Annotated in this window: 13 protein-coding genes; 10 read left to right on the top strand and 3 right to left on the bottom strand. The window is 70.5% G+C overall.

The features are described 5' to 3' along the window. Nucleotides 1–152 precede the first annotated feature (152 nt). Nucleotides 153–812 carry a TetR family transcriptional regulator gene (locus BFN01_RS08485; RefSeq protein WP_071643540.1) on the bottom strand — a complete coding sequence of 220 codons (660 nt, stop codon included), beginning with the start codon at nucleotides 810–812 and terminating at the stop codon, nucleotides 153–155. A gap of 154 nt (nucleotides 813–966) precedes the next feature. On the opposite strand from BFN01_RS08485, the gene sucC reads away from it, so the two are divergent. Both sucC and sucD read left to right on the top strand, forming a co-directional pair. Next, nucleotides 967–2,133, top strand: a complete 1,167-nt coding sequence (gene sucC / locus BFN01_RS08480; RefSeq protein ID WP_071643539.1) for an ADP-forming succinate--CoA ligase subunit beta — start codon at nucleotides 967–969, stop codon at nucleotides 2,131–2,133. Between the two features lie 22 nt (nucleotides 2,134–2,155). Continuing rightward, nucleotides 2,156–3,058, top strand: coding sequence for a succinate--CoA ligase subunit alpha (gene sucD, locus BFN01_RS08475; RefSeq protein WP_071643538.1), 903 nt, complete (start codon nucleotides 2,156–2,158; stop codon nucleotides 3,056–3,058). Between the two features lie 233 nt (nucleotides 3,059–3,291). On the opposite strand, the gene BFN01_RS08470 is transcribed toward sucD, so the two are convergent. Further along, nucleotides 3,292–4,731 (bottom strand): NCS2 family permease, encoded by a 1,440-nt coding sequence (locus BFN01_RS08470; protein WP_071643537.1) that lies wholly within the window; start codon nucleotides 4,729–4,731, stop codon nucleotides 3,292–3,294. Nucleotides 4,732–4,823: 92 nt separating this feature from the next. Between BFN01_RS08470 and BFN01_RS08465 the strand changes: the two genes are divergently transcribed. From BFN01_RS08465 to BFN01_RS08430, 8 genes are all read left to right on the top strand, one after another. Further along, on the top strand, nucleotides 4,824–6,092 hold the full coding sequence (locus BFN01_RS08465; protein ID WP_071643536.1) for a DUF6350 family protein: 1,269 nt from the start codon (nucleotides 4,824–4,826) through the stop codon (nucleotides 6,090–6,092). A 4-nt stretch (nucleotides 6,093–6,096) separates the two neighbouring features. After that, nucleotides 6,097–6,678, top strand: coding sequence for a phosphoribosylglycinamide formyltransferase (gene purN / locus BFN01_RS08460; protein ID WP_071643535.1), 582 nt, complete (start codon nucleotides 6,097–6,099; stop codon nucleotides 6,676–6,678). A gap of 35 nt (nucleotides 6,679–6,713) precedes the next feature. Beyond that, on the top strand, nucleotides 6,714–8,321 hold the full coding sequence (purH, locus tag BFN01_RS08455; protein ID WP_071643534.1) for a bifunctional phosphoribosylaminoimidazolecarboxamide formyltransferase/IMP cyclohydrolase: 1,608 nt from the start codon (nucleotides 6,714–6,716) through the stop codon (nucleotides 8,319–8,321). A 185-nt stretch (nucleotides 8,322–8,506) separates the two neighbouring features. After that, nucleotides 8,507–10,021: a DNA-3-methyladenine glycosylase 2 family protein gene (locus tag BFN01_RS08450; protein ID WP_071643533.1), complete on the top strand. Its 1,515-nt coding sequence runs from the start codon at nucleotides 8,507–8,509 to the stop codon at nucleotides 10,019–10,021. Beyond that, complete coding sequence (locus tag BFN01_RS08445; protein ID WP_071643532.1) at nucleotides 10,018–10,515, top strand: methylated-DNA--[protein]-cysteine S-methyltransferase; 498 nt, start codon at nucleotides 10,018–10,020, stop codon at nucleotides 10,513–10,515. Before BFN01_RS08450 ends, BFN01_RS08445 begins: the two co-directional genes overlap by 4 nt. Before the next feature lie 132 nt (nucleotides 10,516–10,647). Then, nucleotides 10,648–12,507 carry an ABC transporter ATP-binding protein gene (locus BFN01_RS08440; protein WP_071643531.1) on the top strand — a complete coding sequence of 620 codons (1,860 nt, stop codon included), beginning with the start codon at nucleotides 10,648–10,650 and terminating at the stop codon, nucleotides 12,505–12,507. Then, nucleotides 12,504–14,312: an ABC transporter ATP-binding protein gene (locus BFN01_RS08435; RefSeq protein ID WP_071643530.1), complete on the top strand. Its 1,809-nt coding sequence runs from the start codon at nucleotides 12,504–12,506 to the stop codon at nucleotides 14,310–14,312. The genes BFN01_RS08440 and BFN01_RS08435 overlap by 4 nt, the downstream gene beginning before the upstream one ends. Nucleotides 14,313–14,365: 53 nt before the next feature. Further along, nucleotides 14,366–15,130: a hypothetical protein gene (locus tag BFN01_RS08430; RefSeq protein ID WP_071643529.1), complete on the top strand. Its 765-nt coding sequence runs from the start codon at nucleotides 14,366–14,368 to the stop codon at nucleotides 15,128–15,130. A 10-nt stretch (nucleotides 15,131–15,140) separates the two neighbouring features. Here BFN01_RS08430 and BFN01_RS08425 read toward each other — a convergent pair whose 3' ends face one another. Continuing rightward, nucleotides 15,141–15,599 carry a GNAT family N-acetyltransferase gene (locus tag BFN01_RS08425; protein WP_071643528.1) on the bottom strand — a complete coding sequence of 153 codons (459 nt, stop codon included), beginning with the start codon at nucleotides 15,597–15,599 and terminating at the stop codon, nucleotides 15,141–15,143. Between the last annotated feature and the right edge of the window lie 123 nt (nucleotides 15,600–15,722).

Genomic DNA, 15,722 nt, shown 5'->3' with positions numbered 1-15,722 from the left:
CCACCGAGAACTCCCCCCTAGAGTTCGTCGGGAGCCCCGCGCGCCGAAGGCCACCAACCTCGCCGAGCGCGATTACGGCGTGTGCGACGTGTGCTTCATGGTGAAGAACGCTTCGGGACGGTGCGGCTGCGACGAGTGACGTCGGCGGCCGCTCAGGACAGCTGAGCCTGCACGCGACGTGAGATCTCGGCGATCGGCATCGACCGCGGGAACACGGCGACGACGACATCGTCATCCGACGGCGTGATCGCCTCGGGAAGCACACCGTAGCGGCGACGCACGTCGTCGAGCGCCTCCCGCAGAACGCTCAGCGGCACGCGGCCGCCGCGCAGCAGCTGGCGCAGCACGTGATTGTGCACGGCGGTGATCAGGGCAGAGAACCCGACCGCGTCGATCGGCGCGATCCCGGGCAGGGAGGCGCGCAGGTATTCGTCGAACAGCCGCTCATACCGGAACACCGTGACGATCTCGCGGTCGCGCAGCACGGGCACCTCGCGGACGACCTCGTAGCGTCGGCGGGCGAGCTCGGGGTCTCGCGCGAAGTGCGCGAAGACGCGCTCCGATGCCTCGCACACCGCCGCCCACGGGTCGTCGTGCGGCTCGGCGAGGAACTGCCGCAGCTCGTCGAGCAGGGCCTCGTGATCGATGAACACGACATCCTCCTTGCCGCCGAACTGGCGGAAGAAGGTCGACCGCGAGACGCCCGCGGCCTTCGCGATCTGCTCGACGGACGTCTGATCGAACCCCTGGGCGCTGAAGAGTTCGAGGGCCGCGGCGACGACACCGGTGCTCAGATCTGCGGATTCGTGCATGGCGAAAGCCTAGACCGCGGCGCCCCCCGGCGTCCGTCGACGTCGCGGGACGGCGACGGCGCGCTCAGACGGCGGTAGTAGGCTGGGGGACTGGTCGATGTCTCGACATCGAGAGAATCACCAGACCAGACAGCAGCCCAGTGAAGGAACCACAGTGGATCTGTACGAGTACCAGGCACGAGACGTTTTCGAGAAGTACGGAGTGCCGGTCCTCGCCGGCATCGTCGCCGACACCCCCGAGGAGGTGAGGGCGGCCGCCGAGAAGATCGGCGGTGTCGTGGTCGTCAAGGCTCAGGTCAAGACCGGTGGGCGCGGCAAGGCCGGCGGTGTCAAGGTCGCCAAGACCCCCGACGAGGCGTACGAGGCCGCGAAGGCGATCCTCGGCCTCGACATCAAGGGCCACGTCGTCAAGCGCGTCATGGTCGCGCAGGGCGCGCGCATCGCGGAGGAGTTCTACTTCTCGGTGCTGCTCGACCGCGCCAACCGCTCGTACCTGTCGCTGTGCAGCGTCGAGGGCGGCATGGAGATCGAGCAGCTCGCCGTCGAGAAGCCCGAGGCCCTCGCGCGCGTCGAGGTCAACCCGCTGACCGGCATCGACAAGGCCAAGGCCGTCGAGATCGCCCAGGCGGCGAACTTCCCCGAAGAGCTCGTCGAGAAGGTCGCCGACGTGTTCGTCAAGCTCTACGACGTGTACAAGGGCGAAGACGCCACGCTCGTCGAGGTCAACCCGCTGGTGCGCACCGAAGACGGCGAGATCATCGCCCTCGACGGCAAGGTGACCCTCGACGACAACGCGTCCGAGATCCGTCACCCCGAGCACGAGGCTCTCGCCGACAAGGACGCCGAGAACCCCCTCGAGGCGAAGGCCAAGGCATCCGGCCTCAACTACGTCAAGCTCGACGGACAGGTCGGCATCATCGGCAACGGCGCGGGTCTGGTCATGTCGACCCTCGACGTCGTCGCCTACGCCGGCGAGAAGCACGGCGGCGTGAAGCCGGCGAACTTCCTCGACATCGGCGGCGGTGCGTCCGCCACGGTCATGGCGGCCGGACTCGACGTCATCCTCGGCGACGAGCAGGTCAAGAGCGTGTTCGTGAACGTCTTCGGCGGCATCACCTCCTGCGTCGCCGTCGCCGAGGGCATCGTGAAGGCCCTCGAGATCCTCGGCGATGCGGCGACCAAGCCTCTCGTCGTGCGCCTCGACGGCAACCAGGTCGAAGAGGGTCGCGAGATCCTCGCCGCAGCCAACCACCCGCTGGTCACCCTCGCCGCCACCATGGACGAGGGTGCCGACAAGGCCGCCGAGCTGGCGAACGCCTGACGCGCCGGAAGGAATCACAGACATGTCGATCTTCATCAACAAGGACTCCAAGGTCATCGTCCAGGGCATCACCGGCGGCGAGGGCACCAAGCACACCGCCCTCATGCTCAAGGCGGGCACCAACATCGTCGGCGGCGTGAACGCCCGCAAGGCCGGCACGACCGTCGCGCACACCGACAAGGACGGCAACGCCGTTGAGCTCCCCGTCTTCGGCTCGGTCGCCGAGGCGATGGAGAAGACCGGGGCTGACGTCTCGATCGCCTTCGTGCCCGGCGCGTTCACCAAGGACGCCATGGTCGAGGCCATCGACGCCGAGATCCCGCTGCTCGTCGTCATCACCGAGGGCGTGCCCGTGGGCGACAGCGCCGAGGCGTGGGCGTACGCGACCGAGAAGGGCAACAAGACCCGCATCATCGGTCCGAACTGCCCCGGCATCATCACCCCTGACGAGGCGCTGGTCGGCATCACCCCGGCGAACATCACCGGCAAGGGCCCGATCGGTCTCGTGTCGAAGTCGGGCACGCTGACCTACCAGATGATGTTCGAGCTGCGCGACCTGGGCTTCTCGACAGCCATCGGCATCGGCGGCGACCCGGTCATCGGCACCACGCACATCGACGCGCTCGCCGCGTTCGAGGCCGACCCCGAGACCAAGGCCATCGTCATGATCGGCGAGATCGGCGGCGACGCCGAGGAGCGCGCGGCCGACTACATCAAGGCCAACGTCACCAAGCCCGTCGTCGGCTACGTCGCCGGCTTCACCGCGCCCGAGGGCAAGACCATGGGCCACGCCGGCGCCATCGTCTCGGGCTCGGCCGGAACCGCACAGGCCAAGAAGGAGGCCCTCGAGGCCGCCGGCGTCAAGGTGGGCAAGACGCCTTCTGAGGCGGCCGACCTGATGCGCGCCATCGTCGAGGCGCTCTGACCGCGACGCGTCCACCTGCGCACGATGGCCCCGGGATCCGCTCCCGGGGCCATCGGCGTCTCCGGGTGCAGGAGCGACGCCACGGGCGTGGCAGGATCGAGGCATGCGCTCCTCGAGGCTCCCGCTGCTGCTGCGCGGAACGTCAACGTGCCGCCGAGGCGGTAGACTCGTACACGAAGGCCCCGGGCTCCACCCCGGGGCCTTCGTCATACCCGCGACCGCGAGACGCCCGCTCAGCTGAGAAGCATCTCCACCGGTCCGCGGGCGAAGTAGATCACGAAACCGGCAGCCACGATCCACAGCAGCGGGCTGATCTCCTTCGCCTTGCCCGAGAACGCGCGTGCGGCGACCCAGCCGATGAAGCCGGCGCCGATGCCGTTGGCGATCGAGTACGTCATCGGCATCACCGACACGGTGAGGAAGACACCGAACAGTGCGGAGAAGTCGGTCAGGTCGATGAAACGGATCTGGCTCATCATGAGCGCTCCGACGATCACCAGCGCGGCGGCGGCCACCTCGGTGGGCACGATCGAGACCAGCGGGGTGAAGAACATCGCGATGAGGAAGAGCCCGCCGGTGACGAGGTTCGCGAAGCCGGTGCGGGCGCCTTCGCTGATGCCGGCGCCCGACTCGACGAACACCGTGTTCGACGAGGACGAGGTGGCGCCGCCGACCACAGCGCCGACGCCCTCGACGATCAGCGCCGACTTCAGACGCGGGAAGTTGCCGCGCTCGTCGGCGATCTCCGCCTCCTTCGCGAGGCCGGTCATGGTGCCCATGGCGTCGAAGAAGTTCGTGAAGACGAGGGTGAAGACGAGCATCAGGGCGGCCAGCGCGCCGATGCGACCGAAGCCGCCGAACAGGTCGAACTCGCCGACGAGCGACAGGTCGGGAAGGCTGACGAGCTGCGCGGGCAGCGCCGGCACCGACAGGCCCCAGCCGCCGGGGTTGTCGTCGCCCTTGGCGCCGATGTGCCAGATCGCCTCGACGATGACGGCCAGCACCGTCCCCGTGACGAGTCCGATGAGGATGCCGCCCTTGACCCGGCGCGCCACCAGCACGCCGGTGAGCAGCAGGGTGATCACGAACAGAAGTGTGGGCACGGTGGCGACCGAGCCGCCCACGCCGAGGGCGACCGGCGGCGAGGCGGCGGCCGTCACGAAGCCGGCGTTGACGAAGCCGATGAACGCGATGAACAGGCCGATGCCGACGGTGATGGCGATCTTCAGCTGCATGGGGACGGCGTCGAAGATCATGCGGCGCAGTCCGGTCGCGCTGAGCAGCACGATGATCAGGCCGTTGATGACCACCAGGCCCATCGCCTCGGGCCAGGTGACCTCGCCGACGACGGAGAACGCGAGGAACGCGTTGATGCCGAGACCGGCCGCGAATCCGAACGGCAGGCGCGCGACCAGACCGAACAGGATCGTCATGACGGCCGCGGTGAGGCCGGTCACCGCGCTCAGCTGCACGAAGTCCAGCTGGGCGCCGTCGATGTCGGTTCCGCTGGAGAGGATGATGGGGTTCAGGATGACGATGTACGCCATCGTCACGAACGTGACCACACCTCCGCGGATCTCGGCGGCGAAGCTCGAGCCTCGTCGGGTGATCTCGAAGAAACGGTCGATCGCATTACGCGGTTCGGCGTCAGGGCGCACAGGGGCATCAGTCATCGGGTGGACCTCCGAAGAGAATCTACCGGGTTCGCCGCACCGCGCGTGGCCGCAGCAGACCGGGCGGATGCACGACGTAGGCTCGATCCGTCATGCAACGCCTCATCGTCGCGCTCCTCGCCGCCCTCGACGCCGCCATCGCGGCCGCTGTCGGGCTCGCCGTCGTGCTCGCGCCCTTCACCCTGCTCTGGGTGCTGGCGTTCGGACTCGCCGCCGACTGGGGTTCGCTCTGGCCGGTGAGCGGCACGCTCTGGCAGTTCGGGCACGGGGTCCCTCTCGAGGTGGTGCTTCCGGATGCCGTGGTCTCCGCCCTCGCGATCCCGAAGGACGCGGCCCGATTCGCCCTCTCGGTGCCGCCGCTGGCGCTGCTGCTGTTCACCCTGCTCTTCGCGGCGCGGTCGGGCCGTCGTGCCGCCGTGGCCGGCCGGTGGGTCTCCGGTGTCATCGGGGGAGTGGCGGGGTTCACCGCCCTCTCGGTCGCCGTCGCGGTGACCTGCCGCTCTGACGTGCTGCGCGCGCCGCTGTGGGCCGCGATCGTCATCCCCGCCGCGGTCTACGCGGTCGGTGCGCTGGCCGGCGCGCTGCGCCACGCGTGGGCGGAGGGCGACGACGGGCTCATCGATCGGCTGCGTGACGTCGTCGACGCCTGGGGCGACTGGGCCGCGGTGCCCGGCGAGGCCGTCCGGGGCGCTGCCGTCGCCACGGTCGCGCTCACGGGCGCATCGGCCGTGGGCATCGCCGTCATGACCCTGCTGCGCGGCGGAGAGGTGGTGGCGCTGTTCGAGGCGGCGCACGTCGACGCCCTCGGTGCCGCCATGCTCACCCTCGGGCACCTGGCCTACCTGCCGACCCTGATCGTGTGGGCGGCGAGCTGGCTCGCCGCCCCGGGCTTCGCCCTCGGCGCGGGCACCTCGGTGTCGCCCGCCGGCACCGAGCTGGGTGTCGTCCCGGGCATCCCGGTTCTCGGGCTGGTGCCCGAGAACTCGTCGATCTGGATGCTGGTGAGCGTGCTCGTGCCGATCGCCTGCGGCGCGGTGGCCGGCTGGATGGTGCGCTCGAGGCTGGTCTGGGAGAACACCGCGGGCGGGCACGGCCCGCGAGCGGCGATCGCGGTCGCGATGGCCGGCCTGACCGCCGGCGTCGCCGCGATCGCGGCGGCACTGGCGTCCGGCTCGATCGGCCCGGGCCGACTCGCGCAGGCCGGACCCGCGCCCGGAGCGCTCGCGCTCGCGATCGGCATCGAGGTGCTCATCGGCGCCGGCATCCTGCTGCTCGCACCGCGGCACCGCGACGAGCTCGCCGAAGAGCGCATCGACCGCTGGAACACGGAGATGGCGGGGCTCACCACCCCGGTAGACTGACCGGGTGCTGACGCTCGCTGTTCTGATCTCCGGTACCGGCTCGAACCTTCGAGCCCTTCTGGAGGCGGCGAGTCACCCCGATTTCCCGGCCAGGGTGATCGCCGTCGGCGCCGACCGGGACGCGGAAGGGCTCGCGCATGCCGAGGAGTTCGGCATCCCCACCTTCACCGTGCCGTACACCGCCTACGCGAGTCGCGAGGAGTGGGGGCGGGAGCTGGCCGCCCAGCTGGACGCCTGGCAGCCGGACCTCATCGTGCTCAGCGGGCTGATGCGCCTGCTGCCGCCGGCGGTCGTCGAGCGCTACGCGCCGAACATCATCAACACGCATCCCGCGTACCTGCCCGAGTTCCCCGGCGCGCACGGCGTGCGCGATGCGCTCGCCGCCGGCGTCGCCGAGACCGGAGCGAGCATCATCGTGATCGACGACGGCATCGACAGCGGACCGATCCTCGCCCAGGAGCGCGTGCCCGTGCTGCCCGGCGACACCGAAGCCACCCTGCACGACCGCATCAAGCCCGTCGAGCGTCGCCTGCTGATCGATGCCGTGCAGCGCATCGCCACGGGCGACCTGACCCTCTCCCGCTGACCCGCACGACCTCCCCCGAACGAAGGAGCACCCCCATGGCCGGCCCCAGCCTCGACCCCTCGCTGTACCGCGACCGCGACCTGGTGCGGGTGAAGCGCGCCCTGGTGTCGGTGAGCGACAAGTCCGGCCTGATCGAGCTCGCCGAGGCGCTGACCGAGGCGGGCATCGAGATCGTCTCGACCGGCTCCACGGCGCAGACCATCCGCGACGCGGGTCACCAGGTCACGGATGTGGCATCGGTCACCGGGGTCGCCGAGATGCTCGACGGCCGCGTCAAGACGCTGCACCCGAAGGTGCACGGCGGGCTGCTCGCCGACCTGCGCCTCGAAGAGCACGAGCGTCAGCTCGAGGACTTCGGCATCGAGCCGTTCGAGCTCGTCGTGGTCAACCTCTACCCCTTCGTCGAGACCGTGGCATCAGGAGCACACCCCGACGCCATCGTCGAGCAGATCGACATCGGCGGACCCGCCATGGTGCGCGCCGCGGCGAAGAACCACGCCAACGTCGCGATCGTCGTGTCACCCGAGTCGTACCCCGCCATCATCGAGGCGATCGCCGAGGGCGGCACCACCCTCAGCCACCGTCGCGAGCTCGCCGCACGCGCCTTCGCGCACACCGCCAACTACGACTCGGCCGTCGCGCAGTGGTTCTCGGAGCGCACCCTCGCCGAGAGCGGAGACCTGCCGGCGCACCTCACGGTGAAGGCCGAGCGCCTGGCCACGCTGCGCTACGGCGAGAATTCGCACCAGCGCGGCGCGATCTACACCCGCGCCGGCGGCCACGGCATCGCGCAGGCGACCCAGCTGCAGGGCAAGGAGATGTCGTACAACAACTACGTCGACGCCGACGCCGCGCTGCGCGCCGCGTACGACATGGTGCAGCCGGCCGTGGCGATCATCAAGCACGCCAACCCGTGCGGCATCGCGACGACCGCGCGCAACGCCCTCGACCCTATCGCCAGCGCGCACCTGCGCGCACACGAGTGCGACCCGGTCTCGGCTTACGGCGGAGTGATCGCGGCCAACGGCACCGTGACCCTGAAGATGGCGGAGAACCTGAAGGACATCTTCACCGAGGTCATCGTCGCCCCGGCGTTCGAGCCGGCCGCGCTCGAGGTGTTCAAGGCGAAGAAGAACCTGCGTCTGCTGCAGCTGCCCGCCGACTGGAGGCAGGAGCGGATGGACGTGCGTCTGGTCTCGGGCGGTCTGCTGCTGCAGGATGCCGATCGGTTCCCCGACGACATCGTCTCGGTGGCGACGAACTGGGAGCTCGTCTCGGGCGAGCGGCCCGACGACGTCGAGATGGAGAACCTCATCTTCGCGTGGAAGGCCTGCCGTGCGGTGAAGTCGAACGCGATCGTGCTGGCGAAGGACAACGCGACCGTGGGCGTGGGCATGGGGCAGGTCAACCGGGTCGACTCGTGCCGCCTGGCCGTCGAGCGGGCCGGAGACCGGGCCGCCGGCTCGGTGGCCGCATCCGATGCGTTCTTCCCCTTCGCCGACGGCGCGCAGGTGCTCATCGACGCCGGCGTCACGGCGATCGTGCAGCCCGGCGGCTCGGTGCGCGACGAAGAGGTGGTGGATGCCGCCCGCAAGGCCGGCGTGACGATGTTCTTCACCGGAGAGCGTCACTTCTTCCACTGACCGGGAGCGAAGCGACCGGTCAGTGGAAGAAGTGGCCTCACAGCGGCCGAGCTGCGCGAGGGCGCAACCCGATCGTTGAGCGAGTTCGGCGGAGCCGATCGAGTCGAAACGTCGTGACCTGATCGCATGACTGCGATGTCCGATTTCCGCCAGCCGAGGGCGCGCGGGCGTGACAGCATGAAGACATGGGCAGCACCGCAGAGCACGACCGGCGCTACCGTGCGATCGCCGCGCGGGACACGCGCTTCGACGGGCAGTTCGTCACGGCGGTGCGCTCGACGCGCATCTACTGCCGCCCGAGCTGCCCCGCCCGCACCCCGAAGCCCGAGAACGTCACCTTCTACTCCACGAGCGCAGCGGCGCACGAGGCCGGGTACCGCGCCTGCAAGCGCTGCCTGCCCGAAGCCGCGCCGGGTTCGCCGGCGTGGGATCTGCGCGGAGACGCGGCCGGGCGCGCGATGCGTCTGATCACCGCGGGAGTCGTCGAGCAGGAGGGGGTGCCAGGGCTCGCCCGCCGGCTCGGCTACTCGCCCCGGCATCTGACGCGGATGCTGACCGCCGAGCTCGGCGCCGGCCCGCTCGCCCTCGCCAGGGCGCACCGCGCGCACACCGCGCGCATGCTGCTCGTCGGCACCGACATGCCCATCTCGGAGGTCGCGTTCTCCGCGGGATTCTCGAGCATCCGGCAGTGCAACGACACGATCCGAGAGGTCTTCGAGATGACCCCCGGAGAGCTGCGCGCGACGCGCCGTGCAGCCGCCCGCGGCTCACACGCTGCGGCGGACGGCGCCGAGACGCCGGGCGCCATAGACCTGCTGCTGCCGCACCGCGCGCCCATCGACGCCTCGGGCCTGTTCGTCTGGATGGCGGCGCGCGCTCTGCCCGGGGTGGAGACCGCCACGGCGACCTCGTTCGGTCGTCACCTGCGGATGCCGGGCGGCCCCGCGCACCTCGAGATCCGGCAGACGCCGGAGGGACAGCTGCGGCTGCGTGCGACGGTCACCAGGCTCGCCGACCTCGCACCCCTCGTCGCGACCGCCCGCCGGCTGTTCGACCTCGACGCCGACCCGCAGGCGGTCGACGACGCGCTCTCGGAGCACCCCGAGCTGGCGCCGCTCGTGGCCGCCGTCCCCGGCATCCGGGTGCCGGGCACGGCGGATCCGCACGAGATGCTCATCCGCGCCATGGTGGGACAGCAGATCACCGTCGCCGCAGCGCGCACCGCTCTCGCCGCGCTGGCCGAGCAGCTGGGCGAGCGCACTCCCACCGGCGGGCTGCTCTTCCCGACGATGGACGCCATCGCCGAGCACGGTGCCGAGGTGCTGCGCGGGCCTGCGGCGCGCATCCGCGCCATCACCGGCGCTGCCGCGGCGCTCGCCGACGGGCCGCTGACCCTCACGGTCGGCGATGACGCCGCAGCGCAGCGGGCCGCCCTGCTGGCGATGCCGGGCATCGGGCCGTGGACGGCGGACTACGTGCGGATGCGCGTGATCGGCGACCCCGACGTCTTCCTGCCCGGTGACGTGGCCGTGCGCGCGGGTGCCGTGGCCTCAGGGCTCCCCGGAGATCCGGCGTCCCTCACGGCCTGGGCCGCGCGCACGGCGCCCTGGCGCAGCTACCTCGCCGCGCACCTGTGGCGGGCGGTACCCGCCCGGCCGCCGCGCCGCTCCGCACGCTCAGCCCCGAAGGAGAAGCCATGACCGCGCTCGTGCAGACGATACCGACAGCCGACGGCGCCCTGACGATCCTCGTCGACGAGGCGCAGCGGGTGCTCGCCTCCGGCTGGACCGACGACCACGCGGCGATCATCGCGCGGGTGCATCCCGCGCTGCGCCCGACCGCGGTCGACGAGGGGGAGACGGATGCCGCACACGCGGCGCGCGCGTTCTACGCGGGCGACCTGCACGCCATCGACGCCGTGATCGTGCGCCAGCGCGGTACGACGATGCAGTCCGCCGGATGGGAGGCCCTGCGGCGCATCGAACCGGGACGCCCGCTCAGCTACCGCGAGTTCGCGGCCGAGCTCGGCAGCCCGCAGGCGGTGCGCGCGGCCGCGTCGATCTGCGCGCGGAACGCCCCCGCCCTGTTCGTGCCGTGTCACCGCGTGCTGCGCGCGGACGGGTCGCTGGGGGGCTTCGCATGGGGGCTCCCGGTGAAGCGGAGCCTGCTCGCCCGCGAGCGCGGCGAGATCTGATCGACGCGTCTGCCTTGCGCGTCGGACAGCGTCGGCAATAGGCTCGAAGGCTGTCGCGTCGACCGGGCGACGCAGCGGATGCCACGGCATCCGCCTCACCTTCGGCACCCACTCGCCACGCAACCGAGAGTCATGTCTGTCAGCTCGTCTTCGTCGTCCCTGTCCACATTCGCCGCGCTCTGGCGGCTGAAGCCCTTCGTGCAGCCGATCCTCGGCCGCCTGATCGGGGGTGCGCTCAGCGCGCTCGCCGCCGCGGTGATCGCCCTGATGATCCCGATCGTGCTCGAGCAGGTCGTGAAGAACTTCGATCTCGGCGGCGGCGCCGACGACTCCGTCGGATTCGTCATCGCCGGCGCGTTCGGCGTGCTGGCCCTCTCTCTGGGCGAGGCGGTGATGGTGTGGCTGCGCCGCTGGTTCGTGCTGACCCCCGCCACCGAGGTGGAGTACCAGATGCGCTCGCAGCTGTACTCGCGACTGCAGGGACTTCCCGTCGCCTTCCACGACCGCTGGCAGTCGGGGCAGCTGCTCAGCCGCATGATGCAGGACATCAACATCATCCGGCGGTGGCTGGCGTTCGGCCTGATCCTGCTCGTGGTCAACATCCTCACCATCGCGATCGGCGCCGTGCTGCTGTTCCGCTGGCACTGGCTGCTCGGCGCGATCTTCCTCGTCACCGGGGTGCCCATGTGGATTCAGGGCTACCTGTTCGAGAAGCGCTACGGCGCGCTCGCCCGGCGCAGTCAGGATCAGGCCGGCGACCTGGCCACCAGCGTCGAGGAGAGCGTGCACGGCATCCGCGTGCTCAAGGCCTTCGGGCGCGGCAAGCACGCGCTCGTGCGGTTCAGTCGCCAGGCCGAGACGCTGCGCGAGACCGAGCTGCGCAAGGGGCGCGCGGTCGCCGAGATCTGGTTCTGGCTCGACCTCATGCCGCAGATCGCGTTCGGGCTCAGCCTGATCGCGGGCATCTGGCTGATCGTGCAGGGGCAGATCGACGTGCCGCAGCTGTTCGCGTTCTTCGCGATGGCCGCCGTGCTGCGCTGGCCGATCGAATCGATCGGCTTCCTGTTCTCGTTCATGCTCGACGCGCGCACCGCGACCGACCGCGTGTTCGAGATCTACCAGGAGACGAACACCATCACCGACCCCGCGCAGCCGGTGCGGCTCGCCGAGCCCCGTGGCGAGCTGGCCTTCGAGGGCGCTCACTTCCGGTATCAGGACGCCGGCGCGCACGAGCGCGACCTGCTCGACGGGATCGACCTCGTGCTGCGCCCGGGGGAGACCATGGCCCTCGTCGGTCTCACCGGCTCGGGCAAGACGACGCTCACCACGCTGCCGGCGCGCCTGTACGACGTCACCGGTGGCCGGGTGACACTCGACGGCGTCGACGTGCGCGACCTCGAGCTGTCCGAGCTGCGCCGGCACGTGGCGATGGCGTTCGAGGACGCGACGCTGTTCTCGGCATCCGTGCGGGAGAACGTGCTGCTGGGCCGGGCCGATCTCGACATCCACGGCGACGAGGCGGAGCGGGTGCTGCGCGAGGCGCTCGATGTCGCCCAGGCCGGATTCGTCGACACGCTGCCCAACGGCGTCGAGACGGTCATCGGCGAAGAGGGGCTGAGCCTGTCGGGTGGGCAGCGTCAGCGCCTGGCGCTCGCCCGCGCCGTCGCCGCAGCCCCGAAGGTGCTCGTGCTCGACGACCCGCTCTCCGCCCTCGACGTTGACACCGAGGCGCTCGTCGAGGAGGCGCTGCGTCACGTGCTCGCCGAGACGACCGCGCTGATCGTCGCGCACCGCCCGTCGACCGTCGCGCTCGCCGACCGCGTCGCGCTGCTCGAGAGAGGGCGCATCACCGCCGTGGGCACGCACTCCGAGCTGCTGCGCACCAGCTCGCACTACCGCCACGTCATCTCGAGCCTCGAGGCCGAGGAGGCGGCGCGCACCGGCGCGATCGACATCGTGGCATCAGCAGACGAAGAGGAGGTGCAGGCGTGAGCATCGCAGGCACCCGGGGCGAAGACCGCTCCGACTACACCAGGAGCGAGAGCCGTGCGATCCGGCAGCGATCGCTGCGGCTGCTCGGCTCGCTCATCGCGCCGCTGCGGCTGCGCATCGTCCTCGCCGCGCTCGTGCTCGTCGTCTCGACCGCGCTGCAGGTGGCAGGTCCCATCCTCATCGGCATCGCGCTGGATCGTGCTCTGCCGCAGCTGCTGCAGACGGCCGACTGGATGCCGGCGGTCACCGTCACGATCGTCTACCTCGTCGCCGGGATCCTGGCCTCGGCGCTGATCGGGCTGTACGTCGTGCTCGCCGCCCGCATCACGCAGGCGGTGCTGCTGGATCTGCGCAAGCGGATCTTCCTGCACACCCAGCGCCTGAGCCTGGAGTTCCACGAGTCGTACACCTCCGGGCGCATCATCTCGCGTCAGACGAGCGACCTGGACTCCATCCGCGAGCTGCTCGACGGCGGTCTGAACAACCTCGTCTCCGGCCTGCTGTTCGGGCTGTTCACGTTCATCGCGCTGGTGATCGCGGACTGGCAGTCCGGGGCGATCCTGCTGCTCGCGGGCATCCCGCTGATCGTGCTCATGCGCTGGTTCTACACGCGCTCGCAGGCCGTCTACCGCGAGTCCCGAGTGATCAGCGCCAAGGTGATCGTGCAGTTCGTCGAGACCATGACCGGCATCCGCGCCGTCAAGTCGTTCCGCAAGGAGCCGCGCAACGACGCCTCCTTCCGCGCCGTCGCCGGCGACTACCGCGACGTCAACCGACGCTCCATGGTGCTGTTCGGCACGTTCGAGCCGGGGCTGATGGGCATCGCCGCGCTCACCCTCGCCGCCGTGGTGCTGTGGGGCGGTCTGCGTGTCGCCGACGGCGCGCTGGGCGTCGGGGTGCTGCTCGCGACGGTGCTGTACGTGCGCAACTTCTTCGCGCCCATGCAGGAGATCGCGATGTTCCTGAACTCCTACCAGTCGGCCACCGCGGCGCTGGAGAAGGTCTCCGGCGTGCTCGAGGAGCAGCCGACCGTGCCTGATCCGGAGAAGCCGGTGGACCTGTGGGAGTCACGCGGCGCGATCCGCTTCGACGACGTCACCTTCGCCTACAACGACGACAAGACGATCCTGCCGGACTTCTCACTCGACATCCCCGCGGGCCAGACGATCGCGCTCGTGGGCACGACCGGTGCGGGCAAGTCCACCCTCGCCAAGCTCGTCTCGCGCTTCTACGACCCGACCGCCGGGCGGGTGACGCTCGACGGCATCGACCTGAGGATGCTGCACCCGAAGGATCTGCGCCGCGCGATCGTGATGGTGACGCAGGAGGCCTATCTGTTCAGCGGCACGGTCGCCGACAACATCGCGCTCGGCAGGCCCGACGCGACGCTCGACGAGATCCGCGCCGCGGCGCGTGCCGTCGGCGCCGACGAGTTCATCTCGTCGCTGCCCGACGGCTACGGCACCGACGTCAACAAGCGCGGAGGTCGCGTCTCGGCCGGACAGCGGCAGCTGATCTCGTTCGCCCGAGCCTTCCTGGCCGACCCCGCGGTGCTGATCCTCGACGAGGCGACCGCGTCGCTCGACATCCCGTCCGAGCGACTGATCCAGGAGGCGCTGCAGACGCTGCTCGCCGACCGCACGGCGATCATCATCGCGCACCGTCTGTCGACGGTCGCGATCGCCGACCGGGTGCTGGTGATGGAGCACGGCCGGATCATCGAGGACGACACCCCCGCAGCGCTGATCGGCGGCACGGGGAAGTTCGCCCAGCTGCACGCCGCGTGGCAGGAGACCCTCGTCTGAGATCAGATCGGCGGGCGTGGCCGCGGACACCGGTCTGAGATTAGGTTAAAGGGGTGGACCCGATCCTTCTGCTGGCCACCGAGCTGTGGTGGGTCGCCCCGGCCGTCGCCGGAGTGGGAGCGAGCGGGTACGCGATCGTGCGAAGGCGGGGGACGGTGAACGGCAGACGGCTCGGCTACGACGCGGCGCGACTCGAGCTGCGCCAGGCCCAGGTCGAGGCCAGGGCGGCGGCGGACGCCGCTCGCATCGCCAGGGCGGATCTCGCGAGAGTGACCGCCGACCGAGCTGCAGCACGAGTGGATGCCTCGGCCGTGGCATCCGCTCGTCGTGCGCTGCGCGACGCCCAGCTGGCGGCGCGTGCCGCCGCCGCGCGCGTCAAGGCCAGCCGGGTGCGGGTCTCGACCGAGCGGTCGTCGATGTCGACCGGCGGCACGTCGCCACTCGAGCGGCTGCGCGGCCGCCACGACGCTCTGCTCGCGCGCTGGATGGAGTACGAGACGGATCCCGCTCGAGCGATCGCCTTCCCGCAGATGAGCGACGGACGTCAGCCCGCGACGGCGGCGTTCCTGGTCGCGCTGCGCCGAGCGCGCGACGCCAGGCTGAGCCCCGATTCGCGGAACAGTCCCGAGGAGTTCAGCATGTACCGAGCAGCGGTCGAGGATCTGGAGCGCGCCTTCGACATCGCCGAGCGCGCCGCCCGCGGCGAGCGGGTGGACGCCGAGCTGCCGGATGCCCTGTGGGACGCAGCGCGTACTCTCGTCATCCGCACGTCGGACTCGGTCATCGCCTGGACGATGAGGAAGCGCCGTAGGCCCTGAGCCGTGCCCGTCAGCCGTCGACGCGGATCTGCGCGATGACCTCGGAGTACTCGGTCTCGCCGACGGGCTGGAACCCGACACGGCGGAAGAAGGCCTCGGGCCCGTCCTCGCCGGCCTCGTAGATCACGTTCACGTGGTCGACACCGCGGGCGCGGGCCTCCTCGATGAGCGCCTGCACGGCGAAGCTGCCGACGCCGCGGCGCTGGTCGTCGGCGTCGACGTTGATCCGCCAGAGCACGCTGCGGAAGTGCTCCTCGGGGGTGTCGGCGTCGAAGCTCGCGCTGACGAACCCGACCACCTCATCGCCGTCGAGCACAACACGCTGCCACGACGTCTGAGGGTTCACGACCGTCGCGGCGATGCCGTACGACACCGGAGCGAGGAACTGCTCCTGGCCCGGACGCAGCGACAGATTGTTCACGGCGACGATCGTCGCAGCGGAGAGTTCTTCCACGCGCAGTTCCGACATGCCCCCAGGCTAGCGCGTCACCCGCGATCCGTGGCAGATCGGATCGAGCGGGCGCGACCCGGGCAGGCGCAGAAGACTCGGGTATCTTGGTATCGAGATAAATCTGCCCTCGCGAACGGAGAT

The sequence above is a fragment of the Microbacterium sp. AR7-10 genome (assembly GCF_001878835.1).
Classification (GTDB): domain Bacteria; phylum Actinomycetota; class Actinomycetes; order Actinomycetales; family Microbacteriaceae; genus Microbacterium; species Microbacterium commune.
Note: the sequence above shows the minus strand (reverse complement) of the source record. Positions and strands in the feature narration are given on the sequence as shown.